Raw genomic sequence first — 21,406 nt, 5'->3', positions numbered from 1 at the left:
AGACAATACACGGTGAACGATGTATTGTCTTTTTACTTTGTGTGTATTCCTATAATGGTCTTTTTACGCACTTATATGAACTGTATTGGTAATCGTACCAATGCCTTGTATTTCTAGTTCTACTAGATCACCGTGCTGTAATTGTTTACCTAATTCGATACCACATCCAGTGCCTACTGTGCCGGAGCTCCATACTTCACCCGCGTGAATGGTTCTACCTTTACTGATACTAACGAGAATCTCTTCAAAGGATTGAGCATGCTCATTGGTATTTCCTTCAGACCACAGCTGTTTATTGACGTACGCTTTCATTGCACAAGCATTGATGTCGATTTCATCCTTTGTCACGATGCATGGCCCTAAGGTAACGGACTGGTCAAAGTCTTTAGCGTTGTCAGCCCAACCTTTTCCATTGAGCACATTCTTGATTTGAAGATCGCGTAGGGTCCAATCGTTAAAGATGGTATATCCGAAAATGTAATCAGCAGCATCTGCTATTGAGATGTCTTTTCCAGTTTTGCCAATGACACATCCCAATTCTAACTCATAATCTAAGCCTTTAGTGCCTTGAGGAGCATGAATTGTTTCACCAGTATGTGAAATATACGTGTGATCTCTTAGTTCATATAATGCTTCTTTGCTGTTCTTGATTCGGTCAATCATCTTGTGTAACTGCTCACTTAAGATGCTGACATCTTGAGTGGTTTGCTGACCGATTAACGCTATAATGTTTTCTGAAGCAGTAGCAAGATGATTATCAGGATTCATAAACATAGTCCCCAATATTCTTTTGGGCTGTATAGGCGCCAATAATTGAATAGACGATAGCGGAATACTTTGATAGATATCTTCATTAGACAGTATCGCTCTTGCTTTCTCTAATCCATCCTGACCAGATTCTATTAAAGACTGCATAGAGCTAAATATCACTTCTTGTGGAGCGATAGATCTTAAGTCTAAAATAGCGTTATTGGAAGAAGTGATTACGCCCAAACGAACTTCTTTATTCAGTTGATAGGTTACAAATTTCATGGTTTACGGGTTTAAAAATTGTAGCGATTCATTCCAAGAGCTATAAGGATCCCAGGTTGGAATCGTATGATTGTATTTTTGGTCGTAAAAAGCCCTAACTTCAGTTAATGAAGCAGGGATGTCATTCCATGGTGGGATAAACTGACCTTCTTCTTTGCTTTTTACAACGGCTAAGATGCTCATGTAAATGCGCTCGGGTTGTATCCAATGTAAGTATTTCGAAATATCTATTTTCTTTGTGATTTCCTCTGCTGTAATTCCTTTTGTATAATGTTTGTCTACTTGCTCTAATACGAAAGTTAAATATTGTTTTTGCTCCTCCACAAAGTCAACACCGCAAAGACTACCATGACCCGGAACAACAATTTTAGGTTTTAAATCCTGTATAATGTAGTCCAATACTTTTACCCAATTATGGATACCTTGTTCACTATAAGCCGTACAGCCATTGAATACAACATCTCCTGCAAATAAGATTCTTTCTTTCTCCAACCACAGCAATACATCACTATTTGAGTGAGAAGGAGCTACATCTATCAGCTGTACTTCGGTAGTATCCAAGTGTAGAGTCGTGTTGCTCGTTATTTCTATATCAGGGGTAATCCACTCAACGCCTGTTAAATCAAAACCTTCAAACTCTTTCGCAAAGAAGCGTTCTCCTGTTGATGATGCTAAGGAGTCTTTTCCTCTTTTAATGATGGTGTCAAACCATTGTATATTTTCAGTAAGGCGTTCTTGAGCTGCATTCTTGTGCATGATAATGCAAGAATCCTTAAATACCTTATTTCCCCATGTATGATCACTGTTGTAGTGTGAATTTACCACATATTGAGGGAGTTCCTGATTGCTTACTTGAGTATAAATATCTTTGAGTTCCTGCGCGTGAAATAGATCAAAAAAAGTATCATATACTAATCCTTTTCCTCGATTAATAAATGCTGCATTAGCCCAGCTAATTCCTCTATATGGAGAAATAGCAGCAAATATATTATGATCAATCTCTATTACTTTTAAACGATTGGAAGTGATTACTCTTTGCTTGTTCATGGCTTTTAATGTATTGATTACTAGTACAAAATTAGGTAATATGCGTTTTTAAGTGGTGAACAAATCAGTAGAATAGATGTGCAAATAGTAAGATTTTGTATCTTTGAGCGAAAGACCGCTTATGGAAGTAAAACAACATACGATTGATTCAATCGTTCAAGATAGGGGATTGGACTTACAGCAAGCCATCTATATTTCTAAGCATACGAAAGAAATTGAGAATTACTTCGCGAAGCATCCTCATGTGATCAATGCTTTCGTGATTGGGCTTTGTATTGGTGGTCATGCTAAGATAAAAGTGGATTTGGTAGAGCACACGATTCAAAGAGGCAGCTTGATAAGTCTGGTACCTAATGCGATTGTTTATCCTATAACGGTTTCTGAGGATATTGAAATCCATTCTTTAATGTTTTCTTTTGATTTTATCACGACATCTGTTTCTCTTTTTAAGACAACGTTATTAGAAACACTAAGGCAACAATATGTTATTGATTTGGATGACACACAATTGGAATTATTAGGTGACCTTTATCAAGCGACAAGTAAGTATCATTATTCAGCGCATCCAATTGCTGAGGTACAGACGCATTTATTTAGTGCCTTGCTTTTAGAAATTCAAGGTGTCTATGTACATGCGAATAAGAATACCAAAGCTGAGTCGCGTTATGAGCACCTAACCAAGCTTTTCTTTGCCTTGTTGTACAAGCATTTTAAAGCAGAGCGCGCGCTGCAATTCTATGCAGATCAATTATGTGTAACTCCTCAGCATCTATCTACCGTGATTAGAACGGTAACGAAGCACACCCTCTCTTACTGGATAAGCGAGATGGTCATCTTGTATAGTAAATCACTGTTAAAAACGACAAGCTTAACAAGCAAAGAAATTGCGGCTGAATTAAACTTTGCAGAACCTACTTTATTTAGTCGTTTTTTTAAGAAGAACACAGGAATGACACCTAATGAGTATCGAAAGGAGTAGAGTAAGAAGTAGGGTAAAAGAAGATTTAGTTAAAAGGAAGTAATTTGGTAGAAGCAGGTTTAGGTACTAGTTTCCGACAGGAGGAGTATACGCATGATATTTTACGTTTATCTAGCTAAAAATTTAACTGTTTGGCTATAAGGGAATCAATGACTTATAATTTACATTTTGTGCTTCGATATAAATTTGTACTTTAGTAGAAATTCAGCTTCAGGATGCTTGTTATCAAGGAGCTTTGGTCTTTTTACGTCATAGTACAACACAAGCTACAGCGAAATGAAAATATTTATTGCACTCCTAACATCACTATTAATTTCGGTCACTGCCATGGGGCAAAATATACCTACAAATCAAAACCCGAAGTATAATTCAAGTATTAATCCGAAGTATAATTCAAGCATTAATCCGAAGTATAACTCAAGTATCAATCCAAAATATAGTTCTTCTATTAATCCTAAATATTCATCAAGTTTAAACCCAAAATATAACTCAAGTATTAATCCAAAATATACTTCTGACTTAAATCCCAAATACAATTCAAGTATCAATCCCAAATACTCATTTAATCTAAATCCGTTTTATGGAAATGGGGCAAGAAAATATCTGTTTAATGAAGAAGGAAATTTGATTGGGATTTTAGTTGAAGCAAACTCCAATGTTTATTTAAGTTTTAATACTGACGGAGAATGGGTGGGGTACTTCATTAGGGCAAAGTCAAATTTCAACTTATTTAATCTTGATGGAGAATGGACAGGACAATATTTGTGCTCAGATGCTGAAAATGGCTATAATTTATTTTATGAAAGTGGGGAATGGACAACTAATTATGTAAAATAATTATGAAGACATATCATCAATACATAAAAAAAACAGATGTACAAAGTCTAATAAAAACGCAAATCAAAAAGGTACCCTAAGAGGCAGAACAACTTTTAGGAAGAAAGCTAAACAATATAGGAGAGCTTTATGAACTTTCGCTTTAAAAACAAAGATATGAACAAGATAGTTGGTTTAGAAGATCAAAGTGATTATGAAGATTATTGGGACTTTATCAATTATCACATTGATGGCTATTGGTTAGATGAAAAACTGGATGAGCTTTATCCAGGTAATATGTACAAAGGACTTATTCCAACTCTTGTTTATTGGATGGAAAGAGAGGATGAAAAAGAAGTTGTTTGGAACAGAATTTTACCCAATGAAAATGAAACAAGTATCTGTCCGATTCTAATGTGTCCAGACGATAATGATTTTTCATGTACTGTACTTGTCGCAGAAATTCGAAATTGTGGAAACATAATTCAATGGAAACGAATAGGTTTAGATAAAACAGAAGCGTGGGAAGCTGAAAAAGTTGGTTCAAACGTGGAGTGGTTTGATCAACTAACAGAATTAAATTTTTCTAAAGATGATTATCTAAAAATGATTGAAAAATTTAAACAAAGATTAGCGACTGATAAGTTGCGAATTGAAGAACAGATGAAAGGATGAAATGAAATAAAATTTATTTAATTTTTGCTTACTGTGTCACTAATTGAAACTTTTCGTTTCACTTTCTGCTTCTGATACCAAGCTTTAAAAAGTTTGGCAATATTTTAAAAAGACACACAAACGACAATGGATTGGACGGACTTAAAAAATAAAATTTACTATTTGGACGGCTCTTTGCGTGATATTTATGTTGCGCAGACAACTATTGCCGACTGGAGAAAATGGACTAACTATGTAAATGAGAGGTATCGTATAGATTGGTATAACGGTAAAGCTAGTAAAAACGAAAATCAAATAACTTTTAATGTAATCGAGGACTTTTGGAATGGTAGTCATGATCTGTGTTCAACCGCAAATATCTTCATTGACAAAATCCAAATTAATGCCCATTTCTTTGACGACATAGAAATAGAAAACGATATTGACCCAAGAGAATTCATATCTATAGACGACCATAATAAATTAGTTAAGTATATGACAGACCTCTCTAAAATACTTGACAAAGAAGTAATATTGACACCAGAAAATGAACACGAAACAATTCTTTTTAAGGTTAATAAAGACAAAATAGAATTTGGCGAAAACATTAACCCTGTAACTGGAGATTAAGAACACAATAGAAAAAAAATTTCGCATAACAAGGGTTTGGCGCAATGATGAGGTAAGGCTAAAATCTGATGTTTCGCCTTTAATCCCGCTGCTTCGCAAAGTGATCACAACAAAACACACAAAGAAATGATAATAGTAAAATTCAGAGATTGGGAATTCATTGTAGACAAAGAATTGACAAAAATGACGTACGACAAAGTCCCTGGTGGTAGTTCTGAAGGTTGTGATTGTAATGACTGTAAAAATTTTGTCAACAGCAGAGAAACAATTTATCCTGAAGAAATTAAAAAATTCCTAACTGAGCTTGGAGTTGATTATAAAAAAGAAAGTGAAATTTGCCATTACTGTCGACAAGATGATGGGCTTCATTATTATGGAGGCTGGTTTCATTTTAAAGGCCAATTTAAAGGTAAAGATTGCCATGTTCCGACCGGTTATAATAGTTTCACCTTTGATTTAACACCAATAAATGACAAGTTTAGTATTGGTTTTCATTATTACAGTGCTTCGACTTTTTTTGATACAAAAGAGAATCTAGTCCAAATTGAATTTGAAGCCAAAATCAATTGGACAATTGACAAAGAACTAGAGAGTGAATAAATGGCCTATACATTGACACCCTATTAAAACGGAAAATCCTCTTCTCATTTAAAATCAACTATTTAATAGTATTTTTTTTAGAATCAAACGATTCTTATCCTAGCCGAGAACTTTCTTAATAAAGGGCTCATTCTAATTTAAAAACAATGATAATAGAATTAATTCCCGTTATAGAAATTGGATATAATAATCAAGGGATTCCAGTCCCTGACCAATATCCGTATTGGGATTTTCCAGAACTATGGGATAAATATAATTTTGATAGTTATAAAAAAGCAGGTTTTAAAGACGAATTAAAACCTTATTTAGCTGGTTCGTCATTTTATACACTTGCTGAAATAACAGATGATAATTTGACTAAGTTAGTGATAGACCATACACAAGAAATGCTAGATGGAAAATATCAACGCGAACAAACAAGCCCTTTATTTGGTGGTTATGTACTTCGCATTGATGGAGAAGATATATATTTTCCACAATGTTGCGGGGATCTTTCTGACATTCATTATTGGGAAAAGCTTGCAAATGGAGAAAATGGCTTTTATGCAGGACATCCACAACCACAGGTAAAAATAGAGGCGAATACTATTATACTTGACTTTTCAGTAGAAGCATTGGATGAAGACTTTATTCCGATACCAAAAGACAGCATAGTTTCTTTGGATATCCTCACTTTAAAGAAAGCGATTGTTCAAACCAAACAAGAACTCAAAACATTTGAATTAAGGCTGGAAAAAATAAATAGAGACAACCACCTAAATATTGATGAAATAGGCGAGCTCTTAATTTGGAATGATACAAATGATTAGTAAAAAACCGAATAGTTAACAATAACACGAAATACTTGGAACCTATAAGTTTTCCTTTTATTTCGAAATAGGACAACTAAAAAAGTGAAGGAAGCTTTGCCTAATGGAATAACGGAGCTAAGGATTATGATTAATCCACTCTAAATTTCACTGCTTTTTTCATCATAATATCTACCTGCTCATCATTACCCAATGTGAAGATGTGTTTATCAAACGTAACAAAACCATTCTTTTGATAAAAGCGGATAGCTCTTTGGTTTTCTTCCCAAACTCCTAACCAAATATAGTGTACCTCTTTTTGATGAGCCAGCTGCATCGCTTTTTCATAAAGTAGTTGCCCAACCTTTTTACCGTGGTAAGCTTGTAATACATATATGCGTTCGATTTCTAGTGATTTTTCGTCTTGTAATTCTGTCTGAGATTGCCCGAAATTAATCTTCAAGTATCCGATTACTTCCTGGTTCAATAAAGCAAAATAAAAGGCTGAATCTGATAGGGCTAGTTCTGCTGTTAGTTGCTCTTCAGAAAAACTTGCATCAAGGTATTTCTCCATATTTTCTGCTGTGTTATCAGCTGAAAATGTTTCAAAAAACGTCTGTCTGCTAATTTTTTGAAGTTGCTTACTCTCGTGTATCGTTACTTTTCTAATTGTTATATTTTCCATTCCCTTTTTTCTTTTTTGATGAAATTAGTTAATTCACTCTCTATTGTATTGTTGCTATTTTCTAAATGCTTGACAATATACTGTTTTTCAATTTCAGTTTTATTCTGAGTTTAGTAACTTGATTTTTCTGATTCGTTTATGTGTTGAAGACAACTCATTATATTGTTTATAAAAGCTTTGGTATATACTCCATCAGGATCAAGATCAGGGTCAAGAATAGTGATTTCTAGACCAAAACATCTCTCATGTTGTACTAACGTTGTTACGATTTCGTGTAATTCATCGTAGGTTAAGCCATCTTCTTGTCTACAATCAACAGCAGGCATGATTGTATCATGTAAAACATCTACATCCAAATGAATAAAGAAACCATCTAATTCTTCTTGATCAACCATAGATAAAAAGTGATGAACTACAGTTAGAACTGTTTCCTTGCGAAGTTTATACAAAGGATAATAATGAACATTTGATTCTAGAATCGGTTTTTCATAATCATCATCGTATTCTCTATTTCCGACGCAATAGACATGTTCTTCTTTTAAATAAGGGCTTAATTTTTGAATATTTGTAAGTTTTTCATGGCCATAACCACAGGCAATAGCTAAATCCATACCAGCAGCACCATGTGTTTGTGACAATTCAGGAATGGTATAATCTGTATGTCCATCTAGGAAAAAAAGTCCAAAAGTCCCTTTTTTCTTCAACGCTAGAGCACTTCCTATTAAAACACTACAATCACCACCCAGTACAAGTACAAAGGAGTCTTTATGTAAGTGTTGTACCATACTATTGGATTGTTGTTCTGCATATTGTATGATGTGCTCAGCATTGCGCACTTGTGTAATTGGATCCAAATGCATAGCAAACGGAAAAGCTTCTAATCGATGCGTTTCTTTAGGAGCTAAAAGGGTATGAAAGTGATGAAAACGCATCCAATCCGGTAGTCTTTTTACTCCGGGTTCATCAATAGTAGGGGATTTTATAAGCCCTAAATTCGTAGGGCATTCTAATAAAATAATCTTTTTCATCGTAGTTGTATTTCCTTGAGGAAAATAATGTATTCAAGTTAAGTAATTAATTACTAATGTTCAGTCGTTCCTTTGAATCAAGACATCAAGGTAAACGAGGCATACGGTTGAGAAGGTAACGCGTATAAAGCAAAACGTTTAGTATAAAAATGGAAGATACTAAAAAAAATAAAGCATTTATTATGTCCGCTAGAAGAATTTATTCTCGCGTTTGAAGGAGTAGGAGATACAAAAAACAGGCAATAGGATGAGCTTATTCTATTGCCTGTTTTTTTATTATAATAAGATGAATTCCCCTTCTTTTTAACTTATAAATTTTACTTATTTTTTCTTCTTTTTCTTCTTTGATTTATTATACCAAATGACAAATCCAGTAATAGGTAAAGAAGCACAAATTAAGGATCCTATAAAAGCCATAATTTTAGTAGGGTAACCCCAGATGGTTCCGACATGTAAATCATATTTTAGCGAGTTAACTTTACTTCCTAAAGCAATGCTTTGGTAGGTATGATCTTGTAAGGAAGTGATTTGTCCTGTGCTTTTATCAAAATAAATCCACTCGAATTTACTTGTTTTATCTTGTTCTAATCGCACCTGTAAATTGTGTTCTGTACTGGTTTTATCTCCCAATCGAAGTGACACCATATCAGCGGTTGGAAATGTTTGAAGAACATACTGTACAGCATTATCAAGCGTATTGACATACACTTGATCCACAAAATCAAATGAAGTAGGTTCCATAACCTGAAACTTAGCCTCATCTACTTTATTTAGCGTATTTTCAACGGACTTACTGAATGTAGGAAAGGCAAATAGAATTCCTGTAAAACCAATAAGAATAGCGAGCAGAAAACTATACATGCCCAATAGGTTGTGAAAATCATAATTTAGTCGTTTCCAATTGACTGAGAAGTCAAAGGCAAAACTTCTCTTAAATGTTTTTCCTTTCCATTTTTTGGGCCACCACAATATGATTCCTGTAACGCTGATAACAAGAAATAAAACGGTGCTACCTCCAACAACCCATCCACCATATTTACTGCCTAACCAAAGGTTGCGATGCAGTTGTAAAACCTGGTAAAAAAATTCGCGTTTGCTATCTTCTACTTGTTGTACTTGCCCCGTATAGGGATTGATAAACACGCGCTTGTAATACACTATTTCATTGCCGATACCGAAAGCTTCTTTATCTGTTTTTAAGGCTCGAAATACCCAAGTTCTGTTTTTAGCGGGATAGATATCTACTCGATTAATGGGGTAGTTTTCTCCCACAGCTTCTTGAGCCAAACGTTCAATTGCTGAATAAGGTAACGCTGCTGTATTCGTTTCCTTTTTGTCATTTACAAGATAAAAATGATTGGGATAAACTACTTTTTTTAAATCATCATGAAAAACATAGATACAACCCGTAAGACTGACTAGGACCACGATAATACCCGTAAACAATCCCAACCATTTATGTAACCATAAAAGAAATTTCTTCATGGATTAAAAATTATATTGTAAACTTATAGTGGCTTGCATTCCATTACCACGAATGTAATCTGCATCTAAAGCGCGATATTGACTTACAACAGGATAGTAGGTTTTATTGAATATGTTTTCTACACCCATACTAGCTTTCCAAGCTTTGTTGAGGGTATAGGTCGTTGCTAAGTTAAATAAACTGATATCTTTGACTGCCCCTTCGCTGTTTTTGTATTTTCCTTTTTCATTCATCTCAAAGCGATCTCTGCTTCCTGAAAATAACCAATAAAGTTGAATACTCCATTTATCCGTTGGCGTATAGTAAACAAACCCCGTTGCTTTTGGCGGAGAAATGCGTCCACCGTTTAGATAAACTTTACTTCCGTCATCAAATTTAGCTTTTCCTTCTACATAGGCATAAGAACCACCAACGGTCCATTGTGGAGATAAGGTAGCTTCTCCAGTAATTTCGAAACCATGTACACGTTCAGGTTCTCTTTGAGCAACTAAGTATCCATTAACATCCACCAAATTAGCTCCTAATTTAGAGGTACTGAGGTAATAAGCACCTGTAAAATTGAAAATGGAGAATCTACTTGAAAACCCTATTTCGTAATTATTGGTAATAATAGGTTCGGTTTCTAATTGACCTAATGTACTTTCGGTCGCTCTTCTTAAAATACGCCCCAATTCATTAATTGCAAACCCTTGTGAAAAACTGACAAAAGGATTGAACGCTTCGTATTTATTATAGCGCAATCCTACATTAAATAGCGTTGTTTTATAAGGGATTTTACCACCTTGTACAAAAATACTACCCTCATTATTAGGCCCAGAAGCGATGGTATTAAAATCTTTAACTTCTACATTTGCGTTTTCATATCGAATTCCTCCTTTAAAAATAAGATGATCCAATACATCTATTTTTAACTGAGCATAAGGTGCTATATTCACCATATTCATCGAAGGAATATAAACCCTTCCGTCCGTTAAGTCTTGATCTGTTTTATCGTTTAGTAAATCAATACCATAGGTTATTTCACTAGGCCTATCAAATAAAATAAAAGGAGTATTAAAATTCAGGCGAATCCCCTTTTTATTGGAGTTAATTCTCGTTTGTCCAGGACCATACCAAGAAGTACTTTGTTCAACATAGCGATTCATCGATCGGAAAGCATTCATATAGAAAGACAAATCGACTTGAGTATCAAGAAACAAATTGCTATGGGTATAGCCCAACATAATGTTGTGATTATAAGGTGTTCCTGCATGTTCTCCTGGATCTGTTCCTGCAATACCTATTGTAGGTTCGCTTCCATACTTTCCTGTTTTACTGATGTATCTAGCATGTTGCGTACTAGAATACCCATTGTAAAAAGCGCGAATAGCAGAATTTTCATTGATTTCATAGGTAATCTGTGCAAATAAATTCTTTTGATAAGTATTGGATAATCCATCCGTTTGCCCAACAATTAATCCTTCACCATCATGTTGAACACCTGTATAGTCTAAAGATGCCCCGGCGATATAATTCCATTTTTGATACTTCCCTCCAAAAGATTGAGATACTTTGTATCCTAAAGTACCGCTGCTATTGGCTGGATTAAATGAAGTTCCCAAAACAGTTGTTCCTCCAAATGAGTGATCCCCTTGCTTTTTCTTGGTGATGTAGTTGATGATTCCACCTGTAGAGCCATTACCATAAATAGCTGTAGCCCCTTTGATGACTTCCACTCTTTCAATAGCAAAGGGAGCAATTGAACGAATATCTCTGGCGCCATTCATGAGTGGGGTTGATTGTGGAATACCATCTATTAAAACAAGTAGTGGCCTCCCTCTTAATGTTTGCCCAGAAGAAGTCCCCTTATTCGTAGCACTTCCTAATCCAGGAACTAGATTGCTTAAAATCATAGCTATATCAGTCGTTACGCTCATCTGTTTCTCCATTTCTTTTTGGTTGATAATCGTAACAGAAGAAGGGATGGTTGCTATATTTTCTGCACGTCGACCTGCAGTGATGATAATTTCATTCAAAGCCTGTTCAGCAGCTTGTAATTGTATGGGTAAAATGGCTTTTAATTCTGATTTTAAAACCGTTAGAATTTGTTCCTGATAGCCATTTGCTGTAATTAATAGGGTAGCATCCTGATAGGGAGTCCAATCTAAAACTAACTCTCCACTCGTATTTGTTACCCCTTTATTTTCGCCATTAATCGAAATGATAGCTTGATTCACTGCTTGTAATTCCGCATCGGTAACTTTAACAGTCACCTGCTGTGCAACTAGGGTAGTTGGGAAAAAATACAGAATAAGCCCAAAAAATAAAATACTTAATTTGGTATTCTTTAGGGATAGTAACATAAAATACGGTATTTATTTAGAATAGTTCTATTTAATCACCGCAAATGTAATTATATTTTAGAATAATTCTATTTAAGGAATTATGTTTTTTTTATTAAAATTTAGCCTTGTAATTTCGAGTGTGTACAAGGTAATAGGCTCCTAAAATCTTAGCATACAAATTTCCTTTCAATACGTGAATGGTTTGCCATACCACAACAATGGTCAAAGCACTAAATAGCGCTGGAAAAAACTTAACCCAAAAGACCGTATTTCCAAGTAGTTTAATTAGCAAGGAAAACCAAGAAGTTACGGGTGGAATTGACATATACCCTAGGGCTAAATGATTCGCTTGATCTAAGTGTAGGTATTCATCCCGCTGCAAATCATAGTCTGGATGGATAAGAAAATACTGCAAGATAAATTTGAGCAGTACAAATCCAGATAAAATAAATACCTCCTTTTTGGGCATGATTTGATTGGATTAATGCATTGGTTATAGCTAAGATAAATATTTTGTAGTATTCTTTTTTAGTAAATAATGTATTGAAGGATATTTTCCAAACCTCCTTATTACCCAGAGCAACGGAAAATAGTTTGTGCTAATACAGCCTCGCAACTGCGTATTTTATTCCATGACATAAATCAATTGAGGAGCTCCTGCATCGTGTTCACCCACCGCAACATAAAAAGGTTTTTGGATGGGAAGAGATTGGAAAAGGTCCTCCTGATGGGCGAGTAAAAACGTTTGATGGGTGTCGATATACGCTGTAGTTTCAAAGAGATTATACATATCCATGACATCATCCCACTCTTCAAAATCATATTCTTTTCCTTGAATCTCTTGCGTTAAAATATCCAATAGAGGAATCACACAAGCAGGTAAATTAGTTCTGTTTTCTATATAATGAAATCGATCGTCCATTACCTCGAATTGAGGTAATTTCTTTGACGGATAGCGAAAGTCGATCGCAAAAGAAGTAAACTCACCTCCATAGAGTCCATCCTGTTCTAAATACAATAAGTTGAATGCGGTTGTTGAACCTTTGGTGTATTTTTCGTTTAACCAATAGTCCGCTACATTTTGCCTTAACTCATAAAACATGGTTTCTACCGCTTCCTCTCGATTGTGGTTTTTCCATTGTTGGTAAAACTCCTTTTGTACACTATTTCCTGTTCGTTCGATACTGTTACAAACCAGTTGTTCCATTTGTTTTTCTTTGGCGCGTAATTGGTCGAGGATGATTTTATTTCTCATGATGGGGTTATTTGCGCGAAAGTACAAAAAAGAGGGGATGAACGCTAAGAAAGGCTGTTGTATTACCGAACAATAACAATGGATGGGGGAGGCGATGTTTTTGAGGCGGTGAGATTGGTGAGATTGGTGAGGCGGTGAGGGGGTGAGATTGGTGAGAGGGTGAGATTGGTGAGAGGGTGAGAAGGTGAGAAGGTGAGAAGGTGAGGGGGTGAGGGGGTGAGGAGGTGATGAGGGGCTGAGATTTTTGAGGCGATGAGAGGGTGAGGAGGTGAGGGCTATTCACTGTAAACCGTTAACTAAACCGCCAACCGTCCACTAAAATAATTACTTATCCTGTGATAAATTTTAAGTAAATGAAGCCCTCTACCTTTACAAAAAATAAAAATCTAATAAAAAATGAACTGGATTATTCTAATTATCGCGGGCTTATTTGAAGTAGGATATACCTTTTGTTTGGGAAAGGCAAAAATTGCAACAGGTAGTGTTGCTGTTTCGTGGTATACGGGTTTTACTATAGCGATGATCATTAGTATGCTACTTTTGATTAAAGCTACTCAAACGTTACCGCTGGGAACGGCTTATGCCATTTGGACAGGCATTGGTGCCGTCGGAACGGTAGTATTAGGTATTGTAGTGTTTAAAGATCCTACCTCATTTTGGAGGTTGTTTTTTATAGTTACGTTAATTGCTTCTATCATCGGTCTGAAGGTCGTTTCTAGTTAAGCTCTACTTAAAAAGAGCACCAATACTTAAAGCCTTTCAGCATGGATGATGCATACATAGAAAACGACTTTCTTAAGGCCTCTTTTGAGTTTAAATTCCTCTAACTTAATTTATTTATCGAATGAAATATCTTTCACAATTACTATTTGTTTTACTTCTGTCTTTTTCATTTCAAACTTATGCACAAGTAGAGCAAGCTAGTAGTAAAAGCTTAAAAATAAAAGAAACTATAGAACATCATTTACTCGATGATTACTATTTTACGTTGTTTAAAGATGAAGAAAAGAATAAAACCTATGGTTTTCCTTTGCCTGTTATATTGGTTGATCAGGGGGTGAGAATATTCTCTTCTTCAGCTTTTATTGAGGGAGATCAACTAGCAAAACATGGGGAGCATTACTATCGTTTGGACCATAACAAAATTTATAGAACCGACGCGGCAGGACAGAAGATAATAGTTGATGGAAATCCTGTAAAACCTTTCGATTTTTCCATCACTAAAAGTGTGGTAGGATTGCTCTTTATTGCACTGTTGATGTTTGTTGTTTTTACCCAATTAGCAAAGAGTTATAAAAAGAATCCTACTAAAGTACCCAGTGGAATTGGTCGATTATTGGAACCGTTGATTCTATATGTAAGAGATGAAATCGCCAAACCTAATATAGGCACTAAATACAAACAATTTATGCCTTTTCTATTATCTGTGTTTTTTTTAATTTGGATAGTCAATATATTGGGATTAACTCCTTTTGGATTTAATATTACAGGGAATATTAGTGTAACGTTCTGTTTGGCACTTATGACCTTAATTCTTGTTAATATAAATGGAAACAAATCCTATTGGCAACATATATTTTGGATGCCAGATGTTCCGTATCCTGTTCGGTTAATCTTATTGCCAATTGAGGTATTGGGAATTTTTACCAAAGGACTTTCCCTCATGATTCGATTGTATGCAAATAATGTAGCAGGTCATACCGTTATCATGGGACTGATCGCGATTATCTTTCTTTTGAATGAGGAATTTACCGTAGGTGGTAGCATTAGTATTTCCTTGTTGTTAACCTTGTTTATTTATATCATTAAGATACTTGCCGCTTTTCTGCAAGCGTATATTTTTACGATTTTATCCGCTTTATTTATTGGTCAAGCTGTAGAAGAACACTAGTAGTGGATGGGGGAGGCAGTTAGGCGATGAGGAGGTGAGGAGGTGAGGAGGTGAGGAGGTGAGGCAGTTAGGCGATGAGAAGGTGAGATTTATTCTCCACTGTGTTTGTCCGATTCGTATGTCACCCTGAGGGCACGAAGGGTCGCATCCTATATGGTTAACGGTTTACAGTGAACTGTAAAACCTTACAAACCTCTACATATAGGAGTGACCGATGCGATGCTTCCTGCGTCAGCAGGACATAACGTTTAAAGATTATTTTTCTCTAATTGATAAATCATACAACTTCACGACTTGATAAAAAACAAACCTCAAAAACCTTACAAATCTCACCTCCTCACCTCCTCATCACCTTACAAACTTCACCAATCTCACAAAAAAACAATTTCCATACAATATTTTTGATGCTCAATTGTCTTCCTATATAGGACACTAATTGTTTAATTAAAGAAATTAAAAAATGAGAAAGACATTTTGTAAGTCTAAAGCGAAATACCGATTCATTAAGTTTTTCGCCTTTATGGTAGTTGCATTAGCATTATTTGGAACAGCTTTGATGCTCCTTTGGAATTGGCTTATGCCGAGTATTTTCGGGTTAACAACGATTGATTTTTGGCAAGCGATTGGGCTTTTTGTATTAGCAAGGTTACTTTTTTCAGGAAGGGGATTTCGAAGAGGAGGAGATTCTACTGAACATCGTGGTTTTGGAAGACACGCAGATCTAAAACGCGAAAAATGGATGAAGATGTCTTTTCAAGAAAGACGAGAATGGTTTAAGAAAAGAGGGTTTAATCGCGGTTTTGGTTTTCATACTCCACATGTGTTTGATTCTGCTTTTACTAAAGAAGAAAACGATACAGCTGGAAATGAGTAAAGATAAACATCATCAACAGGTAGAGCGACAGGTAAAAGAAAACCTGCCTCGAATCCGCAATTTCATTAAAGGCCGAGTAGCCAATGATGAAGATGCTGAAGACATACTGCAAGATGTTTTTTATCAGTTTCTCAAAGCTATGGAGGGTACACAAAATCCAATAGAGCTGGTTTCGAGTTGGTTGTATCGGGTAGCAAAAAATACCATCATCAACAAGAACAAAAAGAAAAAGGAAGAACTTATTCCGTTCTATTGGTATGATCAAGATGGTTTTTTGATCGAAAAGTATGCTTTGTTTCCCAAAGAAAATGATTTTGACGATCCGGAACAAAGTTATATATGGGCTATGGTTTGGGAGGAATTAAGTGAGGCTCTTTTGGAGCTTCCCATTGAACAAAGAAACATTTTTGAATGGACAGAGTTTGAAGGTATTTCGATAAAAGAAGTTTCGCGAACTACCGGTGTATCCGAAAACACCTTACTTTCCAGAAAACACTATGCAGTAAAACATCTTCGCAAACGGCTGAAAGACATTTACAATGAAGTCGTTTTAAACAAGTAAAAACAAAGAGAAAAGGAGTTTTAGGTGTATGGTATGGTAGACGAAACAAGTAAAAATGCGGGCAACCAACCCTTTATAAAATGAGTGGGATAAGGATCGTTATCTAACAATTCCAATACAGACAAATTAAATCGAACAAGAAGTACGTCAGTCCCAACGCGCATTTTAGCGTTATGTGGACTGACGTACTTCGTTGTCGTTTATGATTCTATTTCAATCTTGTGATAAGTCATTCCACGTTTTAAGTTTCCAACCATTCTTTTGAGATGATCCTCATTGAGGAAGATAGTAGTCCAGTACTCAAATCTTTTACATTGAATACTGATATAATAGTTCCTTTTGCATAAGAAAATAAACGTCAAACCGCTGTCCTTCTGGTACGTCAATTTCCTGTATTTGTTCGTGTGATTGGTCTGCTATTGGATAAGCAACTGACTTGTCGTTTTCTTTTAAATAAGTTAAAAGTCGCAACTCTTCTTCAATCTCTGTTTTTGTTCGCTAATTGTGGGTATACACTCTAAATACATATTTTAACTCACCATCTTCAACGAGGTATAAATGATTCATAGCAAGTCTAAAGATGTGGCATTGGGTTTTATCACTTACGTGATATTTTTCTTGAATAAGTTTAACGAGCTCGGTTGGTGAAAGTGTTGTGTTTATAGTTGGAAATTTTGCTGTTATCTTTTTTTAGGTTTTAGGATACTATTTTAGAGGTATTAAAATTTATTGTACTAACTAAATGCTTTAATAAACTCACTACTTTTTTTGATACTAGATTTAAACATCCCCCCGCATTCATTTAATTTTGTACAAGTTGCACAATCATCAAAGTAAATATTTTTCCAATCTGAAATAGATTTTACACTAAAACTCCAAAGGTCTTCTGATAATAGGCATAATGGAATATTATAGATAGAAACATTCATACCGAAATCATTTAGAAAATGAACAACCTCTTGTAAAATCTCTTGATAATCATAAGGGTCAATCCATAATTTGTCAATATTATAAGGTGTATATCCTTCCATTTCCAACCCCATTAAAGCAATATGTTCAACAAAGGGCATATTTTTATAAATGAACTGTGCTAATTCTTTTAATCTAACAATGCTAATTTTATGTAAAACAATTCTAATTTCAATTCGTTGATTATATCTTGCTAGATTATAAATTCCCTTTATTGTTTGATTAAATGCTCCTTGAGCTTGCACTACATAATCGTGAATCTCAGGGATATCAGCATATAGCGGTATAGCTAATAAGAGATTATTGTGATTAATTGAATGTAATTTTTGAGCTAGGTTAGGCCATGCAAAAGATCGGCCATTAGTTAGGCATTGAACAAAGGTAGTAGGTAAATTTTTTTTCAACTCTTCAATTAAAAGAAAGAAACGCTCTCCTAGAAGAGTAGGTTCTCCTCCTGTTATACCGAGAGTTTCGCATTGATCTTTAGGTATTAATTTGATGAGCTTAGAATTAATTTCATAAAAATATGCTGTATCGTCTCTGTCCTTAGGTGGTTGAGAGCACATTAAACAATTACTATTACATCTTTCTGTTAGAAAGAGAAAATTGTGATATGAGTTTTCTCTATACAAAGTATTTACTACTCCATTAGTATTAAGAACAATGATGTCATTTTGTTTTAAGTGTTCTAAATTTTTAACCGAATGAATAATTGGTAGATTTAAATCAGTAAATGAGTCTAATGGAAAAGTCGTTAGAATTGCTTTTGATTGAGAAAGATGATTAAATTCTACTTGATTTAAGTCGTTAATGCTAACAATAGCATCCTTTTCTACTTTATTAATACTTATTTTTCCTACTATGAAATGCTCTAAATGGGTTGCTTTACCTCTTGTTTGTAATATCATGATTGAAATCCTGTAATCCAGCTTTTAAATATTATTTCATTTTCTTTATCTGTTGCTATTAATTCAAATATAAAGCGAATTATTTCCATATTTTTTTTACAAAAAATACTAGTAGGTCTAAAACCATATAAATCCCCTTGTGTTGCATAATTAAGAATAGGATCTGCACCACAATAAGGTTGAAATGCACAATCACTGCAGCCAGCTAAACCTTCATTACACCAAGATTCAGATATTTCTAAGGCTTTACTGCCATAGAAGATATCCTCATAATTATCTTTTCCTAATTCACCTAATTGAAACATAAAATCTTTAGATTCAGCAATCATTCTTGCTTCATCGGATGCGTACACTTTCCCATCATAATTAAAGACAATAACACTGTTTAATATACCAGAAGGAGATTGTAAATCAACATAGCCTACTGGGAAAGGTGTAAATATCTTTTTAAGTAAAATAGAAGCATAATCTTCGGCTATGAATATTCCTTTTTTATTGTATTCTAAAATGTGAAGTAATCCTTCTTTATAAAAAGCTAAAAATTCTTCTATAAAATAGTGATTTTTATTAGGGTTGTATTTTGCAAAACCATAGGGGCTGATAGGTCTGAGAAAGATATTTGAGAAACCTAAGTTCACATATTCATCTACTATTTCTTTAGGATATTGAAGAGACAAATTAGAAGTAGTCATTAAAGCAGAAACCTTATCATTTCCAAGTATTTTACGACATTTATCAATACCGTTAATAGTCAGTTCGTAACTATTATTTCCAGGACGTTTTCTGTTTTTGTTGTGAAGTATTTCTGGACCATCTAATGATGTAGAAATTAAAATATTATGTTCTTTAACAAATGCCAGAATATCATCATTAATCAGCGCTAAGTTTGTACAAATAACAAAAGAAATATTCTTGCTTTTTTTGTCTGCTTCGATTTTAGCTTTTTCAACAGCATATACAATTTTATCAAACGCCAATAAAGCTTCTCCTCCTTGAAACTCCATAGTTAAATTAGGGTTAGGACTTTGCATCATTAACTTTATTCCTTCATCGATATGATAAAAAGACATATCATATCGTTTTTTATCTTGCACAACTCTAGATACTTGACAGTAATGACAGGTATGCTCACACCTTAATGAGATTACAAAAATGTGTAATGCAGTAAAATGGTCTAAAAATGATTTTTTTGTTCTATAACGAGCAACCAATACCTCTAGTAATTCAGGAACTGGAGTTTCAGAGATTATAAAATTTGAAATAAGATTATAGTATAAATCTATATTGCTATTTTTTTGAAAACGTTTAGTAACTAGTTCTGATATGAAATTCTTTGGGACTAAAACAAAATCGCCAATATCATTAGTGATAATATCAACAAAGTTGTTAAGTGATTTAAATTTAAAAGGTAAAAGATAGTAAGTTTCAGATGTATTATAGTAATCTGGATTTTTAAATTTTCTAGTCTCTTGTTTAGATTTTATATCAATCATGTTTTATCTCATTTGGATTAAAACCAACAGGATCGCTTATCGAATATTCTTTTTTTTCAAAAATATCAAAATCATAATTTGCGAAAGCTTTAGCAGTGATGAGTTCTCTTAAATTTGAGGTTTCAGTATTAATAATTTCTCTTAGTTTAAAATCAATCAAATCATTTTTAATTCGAACAATTAATTCCTCCTCATCAAATTCTTCTTTACTTTTGAGCGATAGAGAAACAAGATGACAATTATTCTCAAGAGTAATACTAACATTAAATTCATCTAGATACCAGTACATACATTTAAAAATTACTGATTCAGAATAGCTTAAAACATCAAGTTTAAAGGAAAGTGAGCCACTAGTATAGTTTATGTTTCTCATAACTTATTTTGCATTGATTCTAAAGTTTTAACACCTACTTTACCATCCGGTTTTAATTCATTTTCATCTTGAAATTTCTTAACAGCGTCTTCTGTTTTACCACCAAAATATTCAGATACTATGACATCATAGCCTAATAACTTTAAAATTGTTTGTAATTTTTCTACATCTTTTCCTTCACAGCCTTTATAAAGTATTCTTTCTCCCAATTCATAAACCCTAGTAGTTTCATCTACTTTACTAGTAGATTCTTGATAAGTTCCTGTTTGAGGCGACTTAGTAGAAGAACTAAAACTACTCGTTTTTGTCGAACCAGAAGAAGAAGTTGGATAACTATAAGTTGATGAGGAACTTGTAGTAGTTCTACGACTACTAGTTGAGCCAGAACTATAACTTGATGAATAATGAGATGAATGAGAACGATGAGATGAATGAGAACGATGAGATGAATGAGAACGATGCATCATTGCATTAAAACTAGTCCCTGTAGAATTTAATTTTAGAACAAGAGTTGGTTTTAAATTACTACGCTCTACTTCATCAGTGAAGTCATTAGAATCAAGAGAAAAGAGATCTTTGTTTTCCTTCGCGAATAGGTTAGAAAATGTTGCTAATGTCGCTAATAAGACTGTTAAAGATTTAGCTTTTAGCTCTTTTATTTTTTTAATATTTTTCATGATAATATAACTCAATACTAATATAAGTAATCGATCTATTTAGGAGACTAAATAAAAACATCTCTGAATTCGCAAAATTAACAATATATATTACAAATAATCTTTTTAATTTATAATAATATTCGAATGCTAATAGAAGAAGTTTTAGCTTTTATTTTTTGCCTTAAAAGTGAGTCTATGATTCTCGTAATTGATGTATATTATTATGATACAGGTACAAAAGTAGTTGGGTTTTTATAACTGTTTTATTCGTGATTATACACATTGATTCGATAGAGATGTTTTTATTTTTGTTTGTAAGAATAGTAACACACAGTATAGTTCATCCGAGACTA

Annotated in this window: 21 protein-coding genes and 1 pseudogene; 10 read left to right on the top strand and 12 right to left on the bottom strand. The window is 34.1% G+C overall.

The window, feature by feature from the left end; translation table 11 throughout:
• Positions 1-63: 63 nt before the first annotated feature.
• Together ACUTSE_RS02925 and ACUTSE_RS02920 are read right to left on the bottom strand one after the other, a co-directional pair.
• Positions 64-1,032, bottom strand: coding sequence for a fumarylacetoacetate hydrolase family protein (locus tag ACUTSE_RS02925; protein WP_445639170.1), 969 nt, complete (start codon positions 1,030-1,032; stop codon positions 64-66).
• 3 nt (positions 1,033-1,035) lie between these two features.
• Complete coding sequence (locus ACUTSE_RS02920; RefSeq protein WP_445639169.1) at positions 1,036-2,079, bottom strand: MBL fold metallo-hydrolase; 1,044 nt, start codon at positions 2,077-2,079, stop codon at positions 1,036-1,038.
• A 121-nt stretch (positions 2,080-2,200) separates the two neighbouring features.
• Here ACUTSE_RS02920 and ACUTSE_RS02915 point away from each other — a divergent pair, with 121 nt between their 5' ends.
• The 6 genes from ACUTSE_RS02915 to ACUTSE_RS02890 all read left to right on the top strand — a co-directional run bounded on the left by ACUTSE_RS02915 (position 2,201) and on the right by ACUTSE_RS02890 (position 6,567).
• On the top strand, positions 2,201-3,058 hold the full coding sequence (locus ACUTSE_RS02915) for a helix-turn-helix domain-containing protein (protein ID WP_445639168.1): 858 nt from the start codon (positions 2,201-2,203) through the stop codon (positions 3,056-3,058).
• A 327-nt stretch (positions 3,059-3,385) separates the two neighbouring features.
• On the top strand, positions 3,386-3,895 hold the full coding sequence (locus tag ACUTSE_RS02910; RefSeq protein WP_445639167.1) for a hypothetical protein: 510 nt from the start codon (positions 3,386-3,388) through the stop codon (positions 3,893-3,895).
• Between the two features lie 156 nt (positions 3,896-4,051).
• Positions 4,052-4,549 (top strand): hypothetical protein, encoded by a 498-nt coding sequence (locus ACUTSE_RS02905; protein ID WP_445639166.1) that lies wholly within the window; start codon positions 4,052-4,054, stop codon positions 4,547-4,549.
• Positions 4,550-4,675: 126 nt separating this feature from the next.
• Positions 4,676-5,158 (top strand): hypothetical protein, encoded by a 483-nt coding sequence (locus ACUTSE_RS02900; RefSeq protein ID WP_445639165.1) that lies wholly within the window; start codon positions 4,676-4,678, stop codon positions 5,156-5,158.
• Between the two features lie 126 nt (positions 5,159-5,284).
• A complete protein-coding gene (locus tag ACUTSE_RS02895) occupies positions 5,285-5,758 on the top strand; it encodes a hypothetical protein (RefSeq protein ID WP_445639164.1) in 474 nt (157 codons plus the stop codon).
• A gap of 146 nt (positions 5,759-5,904) precedes the next feature.
• Complete coding sequence (locus tag ACUTSE_RS02890) at positions 5,905-6,567, top strand: hypothetical protein (RefSeq protein ID WP_445639163.1); 663 nt, start codon at positions 5,905-5,907, stop codon at positions 6,565-6,567.
• A 130-nt stretch (positions 6,568-6,697) separates the two neighbouring features.
• On the opposite strand, the gene ACUTSE_RS02885 is transcribed toward ACUTSE_RS02890, so the two are convergent.
• The 6 genes and pseudogenes from ACUTSE_RS02885 to ACUTSE_RS02860 all read right to left on the bottom strand — a co-directional run bounded on the left by ACUTSE_RS02885 (position 6,698) and on the right by ACUTSE_RS02860 (position 13,324).
• Positions 6,698-7,231, bottom strand: a complete 534-nt coding sequence (locus ACUTSE_RS02885; protein ID WP_445639162.1) for a GNAT family N-acetyltransferase — start codon at positions 7,229-7,231, stop codon at positions 6,698-6,700.
• Positions 7,232-7,341: 110 nt separating this feature from the next.
• Complete coding sequence (locus ACUTSE_RS02880; RefSeq protein WP_445639161.1) at positions 7,342-8,259, bottom strand: arginase family protein; 918 nt, start codon at positions 8,257-8,259, stop codon at positions 7,342-7,344.
• A gap of 321 nt (positions 8,260-8,580) precedes the next feature.
• Positions 8,581-9,744 carry a PepSY-associated TM helix domain-containing protein gene (locus ACUTSE_RS02875; RefSeq protein WP_445639160.1) on the bottom strand — a complete coding sequence of 388 codons (1,164 nt, stop codon included), beginning with the start codon at positions 9,742-9,744 and terminating at the stop codon, positions 8,581-8,583.
• Positions 9,745-9,747: 3 nt separating this feature from the next.
• Positions 9,748-12,087 (bottom strand): TonB-dependent receptor, encoded by a 2,340-nt coding sequence (locus tag ACUTSE_RS02870; RefSeq protein WP_445639159.1) that lies wholly within the window; start codon positions 12,085-12,087, stop codon positions 9,748-9,750.
• 136 nt (positions 12,088-12,223) lie between these two features.
• Positions 12,224-12,538: pseudogene (locus tag ACUTSE_RS02865) on the bottom strand (glycosyl transferase); the annotation flags it as partial.
• 156 nt (positions 12,539-12,694) lie between these two features.
• Positions 12,695-13,324: a hypothetical protein gene (locus ACUTSE_RS02860; protein ID WP_445639158.1), complete on the bottom strand. Its 630-nt coding sequence runs from the start codon at positions 13,322-13,324 to the stop codon at positions 12,695-12,697.
• Positions 13,325-13,720: 396 nt separating this feature from the next.
• Between ACUTSE_RS02860 and ACUTSE_RS02855 the strand changes: the two genes are divergently transcribed.
• The 4 genes from ACUTSE_RS02855 (at position 13,721) to ACUTSE_RS02840 (ending at position 16,651) form a co-directional block, all read left to right on the top strand.
• Positions 13,721-14,047 carry a DMT family transporter gene (locus ACUTSE_RS02855; protein WP_002985441.1) on the top strand — a complete coding sequence of 109 codons (327 nt, stop codon included), beginning with the start codon at positions 13,721-13,723 and terminating at the stop codon, positions 14,045-14,047.
• A gap of 121 nt (positions 14,048-14,168) precedes the next feature.
• Positions 14,169-15,215, top strand: coding sequence for a F0F1 ATP synthase subunit A (atpB, locus tag ACUTSE_RS02850; RefSeq protein WP_445639157.1), 1,047 nt, complete (start codon positions 14,169-14,171; stop codon positions 15,213-15,215).
• Positions 15,216-15,675: 460 nt separating this feature from the next.
• Entirely contained in the window at positions 15,676-16,089 is a 414-nt protein-coding gene (locus tag ACUTSE_RS02845; protein ID WP_445639156.1) for a hypothetical protein, read from the top strand.
• On the top strand, positions 16,082-16,651 hold the full coding sequence (locus ACUTSE_RS02840; protein WP_445639155.1) for an RNA polymerase sigma factor: 570 nt from the start codon (positions 16,082-16,084) through the stop codon (positions 16,649-16,651). Before ACUTSE_RS02845 ends, ACUTSE_RS02840 begins: the two co-directional genes overlap by 8 nt.
• A gap of 734 nt (positions 16,652-17,385) precedes the next feature.
• Here the strand turns inward: ACUTSE_RS02840 and hxsC are convergent.
• The 4 genes from hxsC to ACUTSE_RS02820 are packed head-to-tail and all read right to left on the bottom strand — an operon-like array spanning position 17,386 to position 21,071.
• Positions 17,386-18,528, bottom strand: a complete 1,143-nt coding sequence (gene hxsC, locus ACUTSE_RS02835) for a His-Xaa-Ser system radical SAM maturase HxsC (protein WP_445639154.1) — start codon at positions 18,526-18,528, stop codon at positions 17,386-17,388.
• Positions 18,525-20,021: a His-Xaa-Ser system radical SAM maturase HxsB gene (gene hxsB, locus ACUTSE_RS02830; RefSeq protein WP_445639153.1), complete on the bottom strand. Its 1,497-nt coding sequence runs from the start codon at positions 20,019-20,021 to the stop codon at positions 18,525-18,527. Before hxsB ends, hxsC begins: the two co-directional genes overlap by 4 nt.
• Positions 20,014-20,394, bottom strand: a complete 381-nt coding sequence (gene hxsD / locus ACUTSE_RS02825; protein ID WP_445639152.1) for a His-Xaa-Ser system protein HxsD — start codon at positions 20,392-20,394, stop codon at positions 20,014-20,016. The genes hxsB and hxsD overlap by 8 nt, the downstream gene beginning before the upstream one ends.
• Positions 20,391-21,071, bottom strand: coding sequence for a peptidoglycan-binding domain-containing protein (locus tag ACUTSE_RS02820; RefSeq protein ID WP_445639151.1), 681 nt, complete (start codon positions 21,069-21,071; stop codon positions 20,391-20,393). Before ACUTSE_RS02820 ends, hxsD begins: the two co-directional genes overlap by 4 nt.
• Positions 21,072-21,406: the final 335 nt, after the last annotated feature.

This window comes from Myroides sp. TSA_177.3 (assembly GCF_052691955.1).
The sequence above is the reverse complement of the archived record's forward strand: the minus strand, read 5'-3'. Positions and strand labels throughout refer to the sequence as shown.